17 protein-coding genes and 1 pseudogene are annotated in these 14,020 nt (G+C 59.6%); 14 read left to right on the top strand and 4 right to left on the bottom strand.

Annotated features, from left to right (window positions below; all coding sequences use genetic code 11):
- Window positions 1-140: 140 nt before the first annotated feature.
- The 7 genes from UIA24_RS21660 (at window position 141) to UIA24_RS21630 (ending at window position 5,760) form a co-directional block, all read left to right on the top strand.
- A complete protein-coding gene (locus tag UIA24_RS21660; protein WP_330523890.1) occupies window positions 141-542 on the top strand; it encodes a phage protein NinX family protein in 402 nt (133 codons plus the stop codon).
- Window positions 543-584: 42 nt separating this feature from the next.
- Window positions 585-998 carry a hypothetical protein gene (locus UIA24_RS21655; RefSeq protein ID WP_330523889.1) on the top strand — a complete coding sequence of 138 codons (414 nt, stop codon included), beginning with the start codon at window positions 585-587 and terminating at the stop codon, window positions 996-998.
- A 52-nt stretch (window positions 999-1,050) separates the two neighbouring features.
- Window positions 1,051-1,380: a hypothetical protein gene (locus UIA24_RS21650; protein WP_330523888.1), complete on the top strand. Its 330-nt coding sequence runs from the start codon at window positions 1,051-1,053 to the stop codon at window positions 1,378-1,380.
- A 41-nt stretch (window positions 1,381-1,421) separates the two neighbouring features.
- Window positions 1,422-1,754 (top strand): hypothetical protein, encoded by a 333-nt coding sequence (locus UIA24_RS21645; RefSeq protein WP_256587926.1) that lies wholly within the window; start codon window positions 1,422-1,424, stop codon window positions 1,752-1,754.
- Window positions 1,655-2,788 (top strand): site-specific integrase, encoded by a 1,134-nt coding sequence (locus UIA24_RS21640; RefSeq protein WP_256587928.1) that lies wholly within the window; start codon window positions 1,655-1,657, stop codon window positions 2,786-2,788. Before UIA24_RS21645 ends, UIA24_RS21640 begins: the two co-directional genes overlap by 100 nt.
- A 20-nt stretch (window positions 2,789-2,808) precedes the next feature.
- Window positions 2,809-4,398 carry an ABC-F family ATPase gene (locus UIA24_RS21635; protein ID WP_065758321.1) on the top strand — a complete coding sequence of 530 codons (1,590 nt, stop codon included), beginning with the start codon at window positions 2,809-2,811 and terminating at the stop codon, window positions 4,396-4,398.
- A gap of 168 nt (window positions 4,399-4,566) precedes the next feature.
- The gene (locus UIA24_RS21630) at window positions 4,567-5,760 is read left to right on the top strand and encodes an MFS transporter (protein WP_330523887.1); all 1,194 of its coding nucleotides are present in this window, start codon (window positions 4,567-4,569) and stop codon (window positions 5,758-5,760) included.
- Here UIA24_RS21630 and UIA24_RS21625 read toward each other — a convergent pair.
- Entirely contained in the window at window positions 5,754-6,785 is a 1,032-nt protein-coding gene (locus tag UIA24_RS21625) for an alpha/beta hydrolase family protein (protein ID WP_065758319.1), read from the bottom strand. The two genes, UIA24_RS21630 and UIA24_RS21625, sit on opposite strands and share 7 nt — an antisense overlap.
- Before the next feature lie 129 nt (window positions 6,786-6,914).
- The gene (locus UIA24_RS21620) at window positions 6,915-7,526 is read right to left on the bottom strand and encodes an FMN-dependent NADH-azoreductase (protein ID WP_102051622.1); all 612 of its coding nucleotides are present in this window, start codon (window positions 7,524-7,526) and stop codon (window positions 6,915-6,917) included.
- Between the two features lie 134 nt (window positions 7,527-7,660).
- On the opposite strand from UIA24_RS21620, the gene UIA24_RS21615 reads away from it, so the two are divergent.
- Both UIA24_RS21615 and UIA24_RS21610 read left to right on the top strand, forming a co-directional pair.
- Window positions 7,661-8,569: a LysR substrate-binding domain-containing protein gene (locus UIA24_RS21615; protein ID WP_330523886.1), complete on the top strand. Its 909-nt coding sequence runs from the start codon at window positions 7,661-7,663 to the stop codon at window positions 8,567-8,569.
- Entirely contained in the window at window positions 8,562-8,906 is a 345-nt protein-coding gene (locus tag UIA24_RS21610; RefSeq protein ID WP_330523885.1) for an MmcQ/YjbR family DNA-binding protein, read from the top strand. Before UIA24_RS21615 ends, UIA24_RS21610 begins: the two co-directional genes overlap by 8 nt.
- Window positions 8,907-8,928: 22 nt before the next feature.
- On the opposite strand, the gene UIA24_RS21605 is transcribed toward UIA24_RS21610, so the two are convergent.
- A complete protein-coding gene (locus tag UIA24_RS21605; RefSeq protein WP_330523884.1) occupies window positions 8,929-9,360 on the bottom strand; it encodes a DUF1294 domain-containing protein in 432 nt (143 codons plus the stop codon).
- A gap of 4 nt (window positions 9,361-9,364) precedes the next feature.
- On the bottom strand, window positions 9,365-10,195 hold the full coding sequence (locus UIA24_RS21600) for an undecaprenyl-diphosphate phosphatase (RefSeq protein ID WP_065758364.1): 831 nt from the start codon (window positions 10,193-10,195) through the stop codon (window positions 9,365-9,367).
- 284 nt (window positions 10,196-10,479) lie between these two features.
- Between UIA24_RS21600 and UIA24_RS23425 the strand changes: the two are divergent.
- The 5 genes and pseudogenes from UIA24_RS23425 to UIA24_RS21580 form a co-directional block, all read left to right on the top strand.
- A pseudogene (locus UIA24_RS23425) lies at window positions 10,480-11,259 on the top strand (cache domain-containing protein); the annotation flags it as partial.
- A gap of 66 nt (window positions 11,260-11,325) precedes the next feature.
- Window positions 11,326-12,114, top strand: a complete 789-nt coding sequence (locus UIA24_RS23420; protein ID WP_442963062.1) for a methyl-accepting chemotaxis protein — start codon at window positions 11,326-11,328, stop codon at window positions 12,112-12,114.
- Window positions 12,115-12,192: 78 nt separating this feature from the next.
- Complete coding sequence (gene pnuC / locus UIA24_RS21590) at window positions 12,193-12,759, top strand: nicotinamide riboside transporter PnuC (RefSeq protein ID WP_099774957.1); 567 nt, start codon at window positions 12,193-12,195, stop codon at window positions 12,757-12,759.
- A complete protein-coding gene (locus UIA24_RS21585; protein WP_330523883.1) occupies window positions 12,756-13,280 on the top strand; it encodes an AAA family ATPase in 525 nt (174 codons plus the stop codon). The genes pnuC and UIA24_RS21585 overlap by 4 nt, the downstream gene beginning before the upstream one ends.
- Before the next feature lie 281 nt (window positions 13,281-13,561).
- Entirely contained in the window at window positions 13,562-14,020 is a 459-nt protein-coding gene (locus tag UIA24_RS21580; protein WP_065758312.1) for a hypothetical protein, read from the top strand.

Genomic DNA, 14,020 nt, shown 5'->3' with positions numbered 1-14,020 from the left:
CTGACCGATAGCGTCGATACCAGCGAGTCGCCTTGGTACATGGGCGAGAAGGGTTTCGTCCTGTGCGATCCAAGGCCTTGGGCATTCACTCCACTCAAGGGGCGCCTGGGGTTCTTTGATGTGCCTGCAGGAGTGTTGCCATGACCGACCTGATCCAAGTGAATACAGCCGACCTGACTGGGGCGGCGCTGGACTGGATGGTCGCCCAGGTTGAAGCAGTACCCGTTGCCATCGCTGCTCCCCACTATGGAACCGACTGGCGGGTCTACAAGCCTGACTTTGGCGGGAAGTACTCGCCGTCAACGGATTGGGCGGTAGGCGGCCCGCTGATCGCAAAGCTCCAGGTGGCACTTATCCCTGAAGCACACGACGGCATGGAAGGTACTGAAATGTCGGAGCGTTGGTATGCAGATGTCTATTATGACGGTGGGGAGCAGTACACGACGGAGCATTGCGACACTGCGCTGATCGCGGCCTGCCGTGCAATCGTTGCAACAAAGTTCGGCGATTCTATCCAGGTGCCGAGGGAGTTGCTGCCATGATCGCCCTCGCCTATATGGCCTACCTGATTCACAGGGGCTGCGATGAATCGTGAAGTGACCGAGCTGGATTTCCGGAAGCCGGAGTTCAGGCACGCCAAAGTCGAAGATTACGAGTTTCGTGACGACGGCGCGTTGGTTCGAAAAGACCGGTGGATTACCGGGATGCGCACGATCAGCAGCCTTATGGGCAATCGCGGCGGCTTTGAAATCGACGACGTGGTCGAGCAGGTAGGCCGGCTCGTAGGCAATTGGTGCCCACCTGACCCAGATGAGGATCCGGGCCTGGAGCGCATCGACATTCGACTATCTTGCGGCAGCGTGCTCGCCGGCTGCGAACGCACCGGCCCATTCGCCTACCGCTGGCCGTTCGGGAACATCACCTTCACCAGCAAAGACTTCGGTGCCGATGTTGTCGAGTGGCAAGAGTCACCCCCGCCACCCGCTGCTACTGCCTAACCCCTCCCCCTACAACAATTCAAGCCTGCCGATAGGCGGGCGAGGATGAGTCATGCCCAATTTTCTGACCCGCCTGTTTCGTCGCAAGGCAAAGCCGCAGCGCACGGCAGCCTCTGCACCGCCATCAACCGGCTTCGCCGCTGGCCGTAGCCCGGCAGCCGGAAGGCCAGCCCCGATGCTTGACCCGCTCAACCCCCTGAGCCCGTTAAGTCCGCTGAACCCGGTCAACCAGGTCGACAGCTACGAGCCGCCCCGATCCCATAGCAGTTGCTCAAGCCACAGTTTTGGCGGGCATGACAGCGGCAGCAGCTACTCGTCGAGCGACAGCTGCAGCTCATCCAGTTCGAGCGATAGCAGTTCAAGCTCCAGCACCGACTACTAACCCTCCCCACCTCTGCCGCCATGCGCGGCACGGAGCAATGCATGACCGTTGAAACAGATGGTGACGTCGACAAAGTCACAGAGCAGCGCATGGCCGAGCTACTTGGCTGCACCAAGCGATCTCTTGAAGGCCGTCGCCTGCGCGAAGTGTTCCCCGAAGGCGTCTGGATGAAAATCCACGGCCGCATCATGTACAGCAAAAAAAGGTATGACGCATGGCTCGAAAGCCAATGGATTTGCCCCGTGGGGTCGAAATCTTCCGCAACTCCCTCCGGATTCGTTTCACATGGGACGGTGTCCGTCGATGCGAAACGCTCCCCTATCCCCCGACACAAAAAGGCATCCAGGCTGCATCCCAGCTTCGCGATCAGGTAGTCAGCTTCAATAAGCTCGGTTTGCTTGACCAGGACAAGTACGCCGAGCTGTTCCCGGGATCGCAAACCGTCGCCGGCAGCAAGCCATCGTTTGGCGAGTACGCCCAGCTCTGGCTTGATAGCCGCGAGATCACCCCAGGTACGCGCCAGAACTACAAAAGCGCGCTCAACCTCTACTGGATGCCGGTGCTGGCCCTCACACAGATTGACTTGATCTCAACGACCACCATTCGTCGAATCATCACCAGCACGGAATGGCACTCACCGGGCGTGAAGCGAAACGCCCTGGTCAGGCTCTCTACAATCCTCGGCGCAGCCTTGAAAGAAGGTCTGATCACCAAGAACCCGGCAGTCGCGGTCGAGCTGCCGAAGCGGTCACGAAAAGAAATTGACCCATTCACGCTGGAAGAGGCCAACGCGATAGTTGAGAGGCTATACCAGCACAAGCACTGGCCCAGCCAGATCTACGCGGCGTTTTTCGAATTCGTTTTTTTCACTGGGTTGCGCCTGTCGGAGGGCCTGGCGCTGAAGTGGGATGCAATCGATTTGGAGAGGAAGGTTGTCCATGTGCGACGCACTGTCGCTCTGGGCGAGGTCGTAGAGCGCACAAAGACCGGCAAAGACCGGTTCGTGCTGCTTAACGAGAGGGCCTTGCGTGCTCTCGAGTTCGCAAAAAACTACGCTGAGCGCCGCAGGAATGGAAAGGGACGGGTCACCGAAACACCATTCGTGTTTCCCCCGTCAAAGAACGCAGAGTTCGTTCAGCAGACCTCAGACCTCCATCACCAGTGGCGCCCAGTGCTGAAGGAACTGGGGATTCGTTATCGGCCGCCGTACAACTGCCGTCACACCTATGCGACAATATGCTTAATGTCCGGCCTCAACCCCGCATTTATCTCCCAACAGCTTGGCCACAGCGTACAGATGCTGCTGTCAACCTATGCGCGTTGGATTAACTCAAGCTCCGACTGGAGCGAGCTGGAAAAGCTGCAAATTGGTATCAAATCGGTATCAGCCGCATTGCCAGCGACATAAGCTATTGATAGGTAAGCCCTTTGATCTCCACCGCTAACATCACCATGCAGTTCGGCGCCAAGCCGCTGTTCGAGAACGTCTCGGTCAAATTCGGCAACGGCAACCGTTACGGCCTGATCGGCGCCAACGGCTGTGGCAAGTCGACCTTCATGAAAATCCTCGGCAGCGACCTGGAGCCATCCGCAGGTCAGGTCATGCTAGAGCCGAACGTACGCCTGGGTAAGCTGCGTCAAGACCAGTTCGCCTATGAAGAATTCACCGTGATCGATACCGTGATCATGGGCCACGAAGAGCTCTGGCGGGTCAAGGCCGAGCGCGACCGCATCTATTCGCTGCCAGAAATGACCGAAGAGGACGGCATGGCCGTCGCTGAGCTGGAAACCGAGTTCGCCGAAATGGACGGCTATACCGCCGAGTCCCGTGCCGGTGAGTTGCTGCTGGGCCTGGGCATTCCGCTCGAGCAGCATTTTGGCCCGATGAGTGAAGTTGCCCCAGGCTGGAAACTGCGCGTGCTGCTGGCACAGGCGCTGTTCTCGGACCCGGAAGTGCTGCTGCTCGACGAACCGACCAACCACCTGGACATCAACACCATCCGCTGGCTGGAAAACATCCTCACGGCGCGTAACAGCACCATGATCATCATTTCCCACGACCGGCACTTCCTGAACAGTGTCTGCACCCATATGGCCGACCTGGACTACGGTGAGCTGCGCCTGTTCCCGGGCAACTACGACGAGTACATGATCGCCGCGACCCAGTCGCGCGAGCAGTTGCTGTCGGACAACGCCAAGAAGAAAGCCCAGATCGCCGAGCTGCAGACCTTCGTCAGCCGGTTCTCGGCCAACGCCTCGAAAGCCAAGCAGGCCACGTCGCGGGCCAAGCAGATCGACAAGATCCAGCTGGCTGAAGTCAAGCCTTCGAGCCGTGTCAGCCCGTTCATCCGCTTCGAGCAGACGAAAAAGCTGCACCGTCAGGCAGTTACCGTCGAGAACGTCTCCAAGGGCTTCGATGGCAATACCCTGTTCAAGAATTTCAGCTTCCAGGTCGAAGCCGGCGAGCGCGTGGCGATCATTGGCCCGAACGGTATCGGTAAAACCACCTTGCTGCGTACGCTGGTTGGCGAACTGCCGGTAGACAGCGGTGAAGTGAAGTGGACCGAAAGCGCCGAGATCGGTTACTACGCTCAGGACCACGCCTCGGACTTCGAAGACGATGTCAGCCTGTTCGACTGGATGGGCCAGTGGACCCAGGGCGGCGAGCAACTGGTTCGCGGCACGCTGGGTCGCATGCTGTTCTCCAACGATGAAATCCTCAAGTCGGTCAAGGTGATTTCCGGTGGTGAGCAAGGCCGTATGCTGTTCGGCAAGCTGATCCTGCAAAAGCCCAACGTACTGCTGATGGACGAACCGACCAACCACCTGGACATGGAGTCGATCGAGGCCCTCAACATGGCGCTGGAGAACTACCCGGGTACGCTGGTGTTCGTCAGCCACGACCGTGAGTTCGTGTCCTCGCTGGCCACCCGCATCATCGAGTTGAGCGCCAACGGTGTCGTGGACTTCAGCGGCACCTACGATGACTACCTGCGTAGCCAGGGTGTAATCGTTTAACACTCGTAAAAAGCCTGCTTGAAGGCGATGGCGTGCTACCCGGCCCCGTCGCCACAAGCGGGACGCCTATAAAAGCAGGCTAACGGACCGCCAAGATTCGTTAGCCTGCTTTCTTTTTCCCTCGCATACAGCGATGATGGCGTTTCCAAACGCCCATCCTGTGTAGCCATGTCTGCGCTAGAACCCGCCGCACTGCCGGCAACGACGATTACCCGAAAAATCGTCTCGATCATCTTCTATACCTTTATCGCCTTCCTCTGCGTAGGGCTGCCAATTGCCGTGCTGCCGGGTTACGTGCATGAGCAGTTGGGCTTCAGTCCGGTTGTGGCCGGGATAACCATAGGCTTGCAGTACTTCGCCACGCTGGTCAGCAGGCCGATGGCCGGACGCGTGGCTGATAGCCTGGGCGGCAAGCGTGCAATCATCTACGGCCTGCTCGCCATTGCCCTGAGCGGCCTGGTGACAGCGGCCTCGACACTGCTGGTCAGTATGCCCTTGCTCAGCCTGGCGGTATTGCTGATCGGGCGCGTGCTGCTGGGCATTGCCCAAGGGTTGATTGGTGTTGCCAGCTTGAGCTGGGGCATCAGCCAGGTGGGAATAGCGCATACAGCGCGGGTAATCTCCTGGAATGGCATCGCCTCTTATGGTGCCATCGCCATTGGAGCGCCGCTTGGGGTGAAACTGAACCAGTTGCTGAACTTCGCAAGCATCGGCCTGGTCCTGTTTGTCCTGGCGACATTGGCCCTGCTGGTGATACGCAACAAGCCTTCGCTCCCGGTCGTTGCCGGCGAGCGCCTGCCGTTCTGGGCGGCCTTCGGGCGGGTAGCGCCCTGTGGTGTTGGCCTGACGTTGGCATCCATAGGCTATGGCACCCTGACCACCTTCGTGACCCTTTTCTACAGTGAGCGTGGCTGGACCGGCGCAGCCTGGTGTCTGAGTGCGTTCGGGGTCTGCTTCATTCTGTCCCGCTTGCTGTTCGTCAATGCGGTGAATCGATGGGGCGGCTATCCGGTTGCGGTTGTCTGCATGGCGACTGAAGCCGTTGGCCTGGCGTTGCTCTGGCTGGCGCCCTCCCCGCTACTGGCATTGCTCGGCGCGGGCCTCAGCGGTGCCGGGCTGTCGCTGGTCTACCCGGCACTGGGCCTTGAAGCCATCAAACAAGTACCCAGTAGCAGCCGTGGCGCGGGTTTGGGCGCTTACGCGGTGTTCTTCGACCTGGCCCTGGCCATCGCCGGGCCGCTGATGGGCGCGGTAGCTGCACATCTGGGCTACGAATCGATCTTCGGTATCGCGTCATTGCTGGCATTACTTGGAGTCGGGCTGGTACTGCTGCTGTCGCGGCGCAGCGCACATACTCACTGATCAGCCGTACGCCATCCCGTACGGTCCGCTCGCCCAAGCGTCTGACTGAAAAACAACGCCGCCTCCGACTGCAGCGAATGATGAATGCTGGCACGGTCGACGCCCTCGGCGTCGGTGCATAGCGCGGCCATGTGCACACGCTGGGCTTCATCGCAAGGCGCCATGAAAATGAAATGCCCTGCACCGGCCAGTAGCCGGTAATCAGGAGTGCGGGGCAGTTTACGCGCCAGCGCAGCGGCGTTCTTGTCGATTGCCAACAGCTGATCGCGATCACCACTGTAGATCAGCGCCGGTACTTTCACCCCGGCCAGGGCATGACGACCGAACATCAGGCTCAACGGTGCCATCAGCAACAATGCCTTGATCCTTGAGTCTGCGGCGGGCAGCAGGTCGTCACGGTCGGCGATCAGTTGCCCGCGCATCTTGCAGGCGTCAGCATCCAGTGGGCGTTCTTCACAATAACGGCGCAGGCGGTCCAGTTCCGGGCGTGCGCCGGAAAGGATCAACGCGGTTTCACCACCCGCCGAATAACCAATCACCCCGACCTGCTCGGCGTTGACATAGGGCGCCAGCAGCTTGTCGTTCAGGGTTGCGCTGATGGCTGCGCTGATCTGCAGCGGACGCCCATAGAGGTTGCTCAGGGTGCCCAGTCGGCTGTGATCCTGGGCATTGTCCCCCGGGTGCACCACCGCCACCACCACAAAGCCCTTGCGTGCCAGTGCCGTTGCCAGGTCATGCAATGCCAATGGCGTACCGGTATTGCCATGGGAAAGCATCAAGAGCGGGAAACGCCCCATCGCAATGGGTGCCTCAAAACCGGCTTCCACCCGATAGCCTTCAACCCGGCTCCAATGTGCTGGCCCGGTTGCCGGATAAAAGGCCAAGGCCTGCATCGGCTGTTCGTCCAGCGGGTCGGCGAGGATCATCCGGTGCAACCCGACATGCCAGCGCTCGCCCGCCTCGCCCGGCAGCGACAACACGATCCCGATCACCGCGAGGATGAACAAACCAGACAGACGCTGCATGGCTGACACCTTGTCCCTTTATAGCCAGCGATCAGCATAGGCTGGCGCACTGCGCGCCAGATGAAAACTGAATGAAAAAACCGACTGCCGGTTACCCCGGCAGTCGGCTTATGCGGTGGTTACTCGAAATCAGGCAGCTGCAAACAGCTCGTTATCGATCTGAGCGCGCGCTGCACTCATGGCGTTGTTGCGGTGTTCATCGCCATATGCCAAGCCATGGGCACGGACGAACTCGACATCGGTGATACCAATAAAGCCCAGGAACACCTTGAGAAAATCTTCATGACCGACACCGGTTGGCTGGCCAACATGCAGGCCACCCGAGGTGGATACGACAATGACTTTCTTGCCACCACACAGGCCTTCAGGGCCAGCCTCGGTGTAGCGGAAGGTTTTACCGGCAACCGCGATACGGTCGATCCAGGCTTTCAGTTGGCTGGGAACGCTGAAGTTGTACATCGGTGCGGCAATCACCACCGCATCGGCATCCAGAAATTCTTGCAGTGTTTCGCTGCTCAGTTGAGCTTCGTGCTTCTGGGCGGCATCGCGCAGTTCTTCTGGCGTACCAGCACTGACCAAGGTGGCAGCGGAAAAATGGCTGATGGCATCACTGGCCAGGTCGCGGTAAGTCACTTCAACACTGGCATCAGCAGCCTGCCAGGCCTGCACGACTTCACGGCTCAACTGACGGGAAGCCGAATTGTCGCCGAGGATACTGGAATCGATGTGCAACAGTTTCATGGGTGTTCTCCTGGATTTTGAAGACCGCGAGGCGGCGATCACGATGGAGAGAATCCTACCCAAACAGCGAATAGAGGATTAGTCGGCAAAAATGCGTTAGTTTGTCCTACATACAGAACAGTGCAGGGCAAGCTATGCAAGACCTCAATGATCTCTATTACTTTGCCCGGGTGGTTGAGGCCGGAGGCTTCTCTGCGGCCGGGCGCCTGCTTGGTATACCCAAGTCCCGGTTATCCCGACGCATTGCCGAACTGGAAGAACGCCTGGGGACTCGCCTGCTGCAACGCACGACCCGACAACTGAAGCTGACCGGGGTTGGCGAGCGCTACCTGCGTCATTGCCAAGCCATGCTGCTGGAGGCGGAGATGGCCGACGAAGCGGTTGCAAGCATGGTCAGCGAACCACGCGGGCGCTTGCGCGTGTCCTCACCGGTTGCGTTGGCCCATGCATTCTTGCCGGACGTCATCAGCAGCTTCCTGGCACGCTACCCACAGGTACAGCTAGACATGGTGCTGCTCAATCGTCGGGTTGATGTGATCACCGAGGGTATTGACGTTGCGTTGCGCGTACGCGACCAGGGCGACGAAGACCCTACCCTGGTCACGCGGCGTTTGCGCCAGGCACAAATGCTGTTGGTCGCAGCACCGAACTTCGCCGCCGAGCATGTCATTGAGCAACCACAGGACTTGATCAATCTCCCCGTGCTGGGCGCGCTGGAGGCTGACCGCCTGGTTCACCTGCGCCTGCTGGATGCCAAGGGCAATCGCGAAGAACTGGCGCTGGAGGCAAGGCTTGGAATTGATGACTTTGTCGTACGAAAATCCGCCGCCGTTGCCGGCCTGGGGTTCACGGCCCTGCCGATCATGCATTGCGAGGAAGAACTCGCCCGCGGCGAACTGATCCGTCTATTGCCCGAGTGGTCGCTACCCAGCGGCTATCTGCAGGCGGTCTACCCGCACAGGCGAGGTGTACTACCTGCCGTACGCGCCTGGATTGATCACCTGGTCATTTCATTTGAAGCCTGTGGAGAGCGTTATGTCTGAAGACGACGTGGTGCAGTTTTGCCTGAGCCTGCCGGGCGTACAGGATGATTACAAATGGGGGGGCGTCCGGGTGTTCTCTGTGGCCGGCAACAAGATGTTCGCCCTGATCAACCTGAGCCGAGCCGACCTGGCCTTCAAGGTCGACAACGAGCTGTTCCTTGGCTATGTGGACAGGCCCGGTATTCGCCCGGCACCGTATCTGGCTCGCGCGCACTGGGTCAGCATGGAGCAGCCCTACCCCATGGGCCGTGAAGAACTGTGCGATCTGTTGCAACGGTCGCACCAACTGGTGGTACGACGCTTACCGAGGCGTTTGCAAGCGGGCTTGTTGCTCTGATTGGCGCAGGCAGGCTCAGCGCTTACTGAAACAGCCTGCCCAGCCCACGCCCCGCCAGCACCAGATAGTCGAGCCAGAACACCTGATGCGCGGCGACGATTGCCCAGAAGATCAACTGAAACGACAGTTTGCGGGTCTTGTGCCGAAAGGCCTGCTGAGCCACCAGGGCGCCTGGCCAACCGCCACACAGCTCAACGACGTGAAGCCATTTTTCCGGAGTCCGCCAGGTATTGTTGCGCGCCTTGCGTTTGTCGTTCCAATAGAGGAAGACGCTGAGCAGGCTGGCTGCCGGGTAGAGCACTGCCGGCAACCAGGAATGCCCGCCCAGCAGCATCTGCAGCACACCCCAGGACGGCAACAGGCAGATACCGGCAAACAACGACAGTTTGAGCTTGAGGTGTTGAACCGCGCCTCGGACTGGGGCCGTGCGCGGCTTGATAGCAGCCTGACGCACCCGGTCAGCTCTGCGCCGTTGCCCAGTCGACCAGCCCGAGTTGCCAGGTGGCCAGAATGATCAGGCCGAAGGCAATCCGGTACCAGGCAAAAACGGCGTAGCTGTGGCTGGCGATGAACCGCAGCAACGCACGCACCGAGATCATGGCAAAAATGAACGAGACCACAAAGCCAAGCGCAAACACCGGGAAGTCACCGGCCTGGAACAGTGCACGGTACTTGTAGCCCGAATACACGGCTGCACCCACCATGGTCGGCATGGCCAGGAAGAATGAGAACTCGGTCGCAGCCTTGCGCGACAGCCCGAACAGCAAACCACCAATGATGGTGGAGCCTGAACGCGAAGTGCCTGGAATCATCGCCAGACATTGGGCTACACCGATCTTCAAGGCATCGCTCCAGCGCATGTCGTCTACATGCTCGACAGACACCACATGCTCCCGACGCTCGGCCCACAGCATGATCACGCCGCCCACCACCAACGCCGTCGCAACGGTAATCGGGTTGAACAGGTAGTGATGAATCAGGTCGGCAAACAGCACACCCAGGACCACTGCCGGCGTGAATGCGATCAGCAGGTTGGCAGTGAAGCGTTGCGCCTGGCGTTGGCGCGGCAGCCCAACAACCACGTCAAAGATCTTGCGCCGAAATTCCCAGACCACTGCCAGGATCGCCCCCAACTGGATGATGATGTTGAAGGCCATGGCCCGTTCACCGCCGAAATTGATCAGATCGGCAACAACGATCTGGTGGCCGGTACTGGAGATGGGCAGAAATTCCGTCAAGCCCTCGACAATCCCAAGTATTACAGCCTGCATGGCGGTCCAAAAATCCATCATTCCCCCGTGAAGCGCTGCTCAAGGCAGGCCCCTTCATGTTTTCTAGAGTGGTGTATGCACGGTAAATCACAGCGACAGTGGATCGTGAAACCACGGAAAAGGTTCACGCCCCTCAAGGTTTATCGCTTTGGCGCCGAAATGCTAGCAGACCTGCCGGATAAACGCTGCTGATCTACGCAACAGACGCCTCTGGATCAAGCACTTAGCCCTTGGTCGACTAGGTAAGGGCAGTAAAAACGTGCTTGGATGCACAAGACAATAAAAATACCTGAGTGACCTACATGAAGACTCTACGGAATATGTCGATCAGCCGCAGGCTTTGGCTCATCCTGGTGGTGGCGGTGGTGATGTTATTTGCCCTGGGGCTGTTGATGCTGCGCCAGATTCACGGTGACCTGTACCAGGCCAAGGCCGAAAAAACCCGCCATGTGGTCGAAACTGCTGCGGGCATCCTGACCTACTACCAAGGGCTTGAGGCAAGCGGTAGCCTGACCCGCGATGCGGCTCAGCAACAGGCGCTGAACGCTGTACGCGGCTTGCGCTACAACCAGAACGAGTACTTCTGGATCAACGACCTCGAGCCGAAGATGATCATGCACCCGGCCAACCCCAAGCTCGACGGCCAGGTACTCTCAGGCATCAAGGACCCAGACGGCTTCGCCTTGTTCAATGCCATGGTTGCGCTGGCCAAGGACAAGGGGGCTGGCAGCATCGATTACCGCTGGCCTAAACCCGGGGCGAGCGATCCGGTACAGAAAACGTCGTATATTCAACTGTTCAAGCCTTGGGGCTGGATCATTGGTTCAGGCATCTATATCGATGACATGAAAGCCGAGTTCAACCGGCAACTGCGTGATGCCTCGCTGCTGGGGTTGGCTATTGCGCTGATCATGGGACTGCTGGTCGTAGTGATCGCGCGCAGCATTTCCCGCCCCTTGCAGGAGGCGGTCGATGCCATGGCCACCATCGCCAGCGGCGAAAGCGACCTGACCCGCCGCCTGGACACCCATGGCCGCGACGAGATTACGCAATTGGGGACACACTTCAACAGCTTCACGGCACAGCTGCAGCAGGTGGTCGGCCAATTGCATGACGCTGCACGCGCGCTGGGCCACTCGGCAGTCGAGATGGGCGACAACGCCAACCAGGCCGAGCTGCGCAGCGAACAACAGTCGCAGCAGATGGAACAGGTCGCCACCGCCATCAACGAGGTCACCTACGCGGTACAGGATGTGGCCAAGAACGCCGAACAAGCCTCCACCGAGATGCAAGACGCCCAGCACCGTGCAGAACAGGGGCAGCAGAGCATCCAGGGCAGCCTGCAACGTATCGGTGAACTCTCCGGCACCATTGATGAAGCCGTTGAAGTCATTCAGGCCTTGGCCAACCAGAGCACGAAGATTGGCAGCGTTCTGGAAGTGATCCGGGCCATTGCCGAGCAGACCAACCTGTTGGCGCTCAACGCGGCCATCGAGGCGGCCCGCGCAGGTGAGCAAGGCCGCGGGTTCGCGGTGGTTGCCGATGAGGTACGCCTGCTGGCGCAGCGCACTCAGCAGTCCACCGCCGAAATCCAGACCATGATCGAACACCTGCAGGGGCAGTCCGAAGCGGCAGTCAAGGCCATCGGTGCCAGCAGCACCGCTTCGCGCCAAACGGTTGAGCAGGCCAGTGAAGCTGGTGCCAGCCTCGATGCAATCAGCCAGGTGCTACTCAACCTCAATGCCCTGAACGCCTCGATTGCCAGCGCCACCTTGCAGCAATCCCATGTGGTTGAAGAGATCAATCGCAACGTGACCGAAACTGCCGACCTGTCTCGGCAAACCGCCAGTGCAGCACAACAGTCCAGCAGTGCCGGCCTGGCATTGCGCCAGCTCAGCGAGCGCCTTGAACAATTGTTGCGCCAGTTCCACGTCTAAAACCCCGCGCACCTGTGGCGTGTTCTGCGCCACAGGTTACAATCCCCGCCTCTTTCGAACCTGCCTCAAGGAATGCCGATGTCCGGCCTCGAACTGTTCGCCGCCGTGCTCGGCGTCATTGCCGTTTGGCTCACCGTCAAACAGAACCCCTGGTGCTGGCCGATTGGCCTGGTGATGGTGCTGCTGTACAGCGTGGTCTTTTACGAGGTGAAACTGTACTCCGACATGCTGCTGCAACTGGTGTATGCACTGTTGCAGGTCTACGGCTGGTGGCAATGGACACGCCCCGAGCGCCTCGCCGAGGCACGCCAGGTCAGCTCCCTGCAACCTGCCCCGCTGCTGTTTGGTCTGGGCCTGGGCGCACTGGCAAGCCTGGGTTTGGGTGCGGCCATGGCCACCTGGACAGATGCGGCGCAACCCTGGCTGGATGCCACGCTGACGGCCTTCAGCCTGGTGGCGCAATTATGGATGGCGCAAAAGCGCCTGCAATGTTGGGCGCTATGGATTGTCCTTGACGTCGTCTTCGTCGGTTTGTTTGTGTACAAGGCGCTTTACCTGACGGCAGCACTCTATGCCCTGTTCACCCTGATCGCAGTCCAGGGCTGGCGTGAGTGGCAACGCGACCCTGCCTTGGTGAACGCGTGAAAGTGTTGGTGCTGAGCGGCCCCGAGTCCAGCGGCAAGAGCTGGCTTGGCAGCGAAATCCAGGCCTGTTTCGGTGGCGAACTGGTTGGCGAATACGTACGCCACTTCATTGACCGCGAGCAACGTGACACCTGCTACGCCGACATCCCGACCATCGCCCGTGGCCAGTTGGCCTGGGAGGATGCAGCGCGCGGTAGAGCGCCTGAGCTGTTGATCCTCGACACCCACCTGCTGAGCAATATGCTCTGGAGCCGCACGCTGTTCGGTGACTGCCCACACTGGGTCGAATCAGCGTTGCTTGAGCGCCGCTACGATCTGCACCTGCTGCTCAGCCCAACGTCAGTTGAATGGGTAGATGACGGACAGCGCTGCCAACCGGAACTGGCCCAGCGCCTGGCATTTTTCGAGGAAAGCCGCGCCTGGCTGGAGCAACATCAACAACCGTTCATCACCATCGACGGTGACTGGAACCGACGAAAAAACGCGGTTTTTGATGCGGTTTCAGGTTTGCTGTCCCGCTAAGCCATTGGGTTGTTACATCAGCGATACAGTCCCACCTGCGCTAAACCCCGTTCTTGATGGGTTGCCTCCATGATTGCCTAACAGTGTAAACCTGGCGTAACAGGGTATAGGGTGCCCAGCAGGGCAAGATCTGTCTCGCCAACGTTACAACGCTCTGCCCTCGCCGTCCGTGCTTATCCGCAAGCCGTTGATATTTCTGGATAAACCAAAAGCGGCACGCCTTCTGCTCTCCTTCTCGCAACGCTGATAGGGCCAGCGAACTTGAAGAAGGAACCGCCGCCGTGGGGAATCAGAACAGCAAGCTGCTTCATCTTCTGCTGATGGGATGCGCATTGAGCGCCACCTTCTGCCTGCCCGTTCAGGCTGCCGGGAATGGAGTCATCGTTCTGCAACGCGATGTACAGGCCCGCCCTGCGGTACGTCCCACCGGTACACCAGACCCGCACCCGACTACCGTCAGCGCCAATCCGTCCAAACGCGTAATCGCCCAAACCAATAATGAACTCAGTGACGGCGACTTCGCCAGTGTTGCCAGCGGTTCATCACTGATGACGCGCGTACTGACCCCAGACAACTCCGGCACTGTTCGCGGCCTGGGCGCAGCGCAACAGGTGCGTCTGCCTGGCATGGCCGGCGGCTCCGGGGCGGGCAGCGGTGGCGGTAACAGCATCTCCAATCAGGTCAATCAAAACGTTCAGCGTGGCATGGCGCCGCTGCAGATCCTGACTGGAGGCCGCTGA

The sequence above is a fragment of the Pseudomonas sp. AL 58 genome (assembly GCF_036348395.1).
GTDB classification, from domain to species: domain Bacteria; phylum Pseudomonadota; class Gammaproteobacteria; order Pseudomonadales; family Pseudomonadaceae; genus Aquipseudomonas; species Aquipseudomonas defluvii.
Note: the sequence above shows the minus strand (reverse complement) of the source record. Positions and strands in the feature narration are given on the sequence as shown.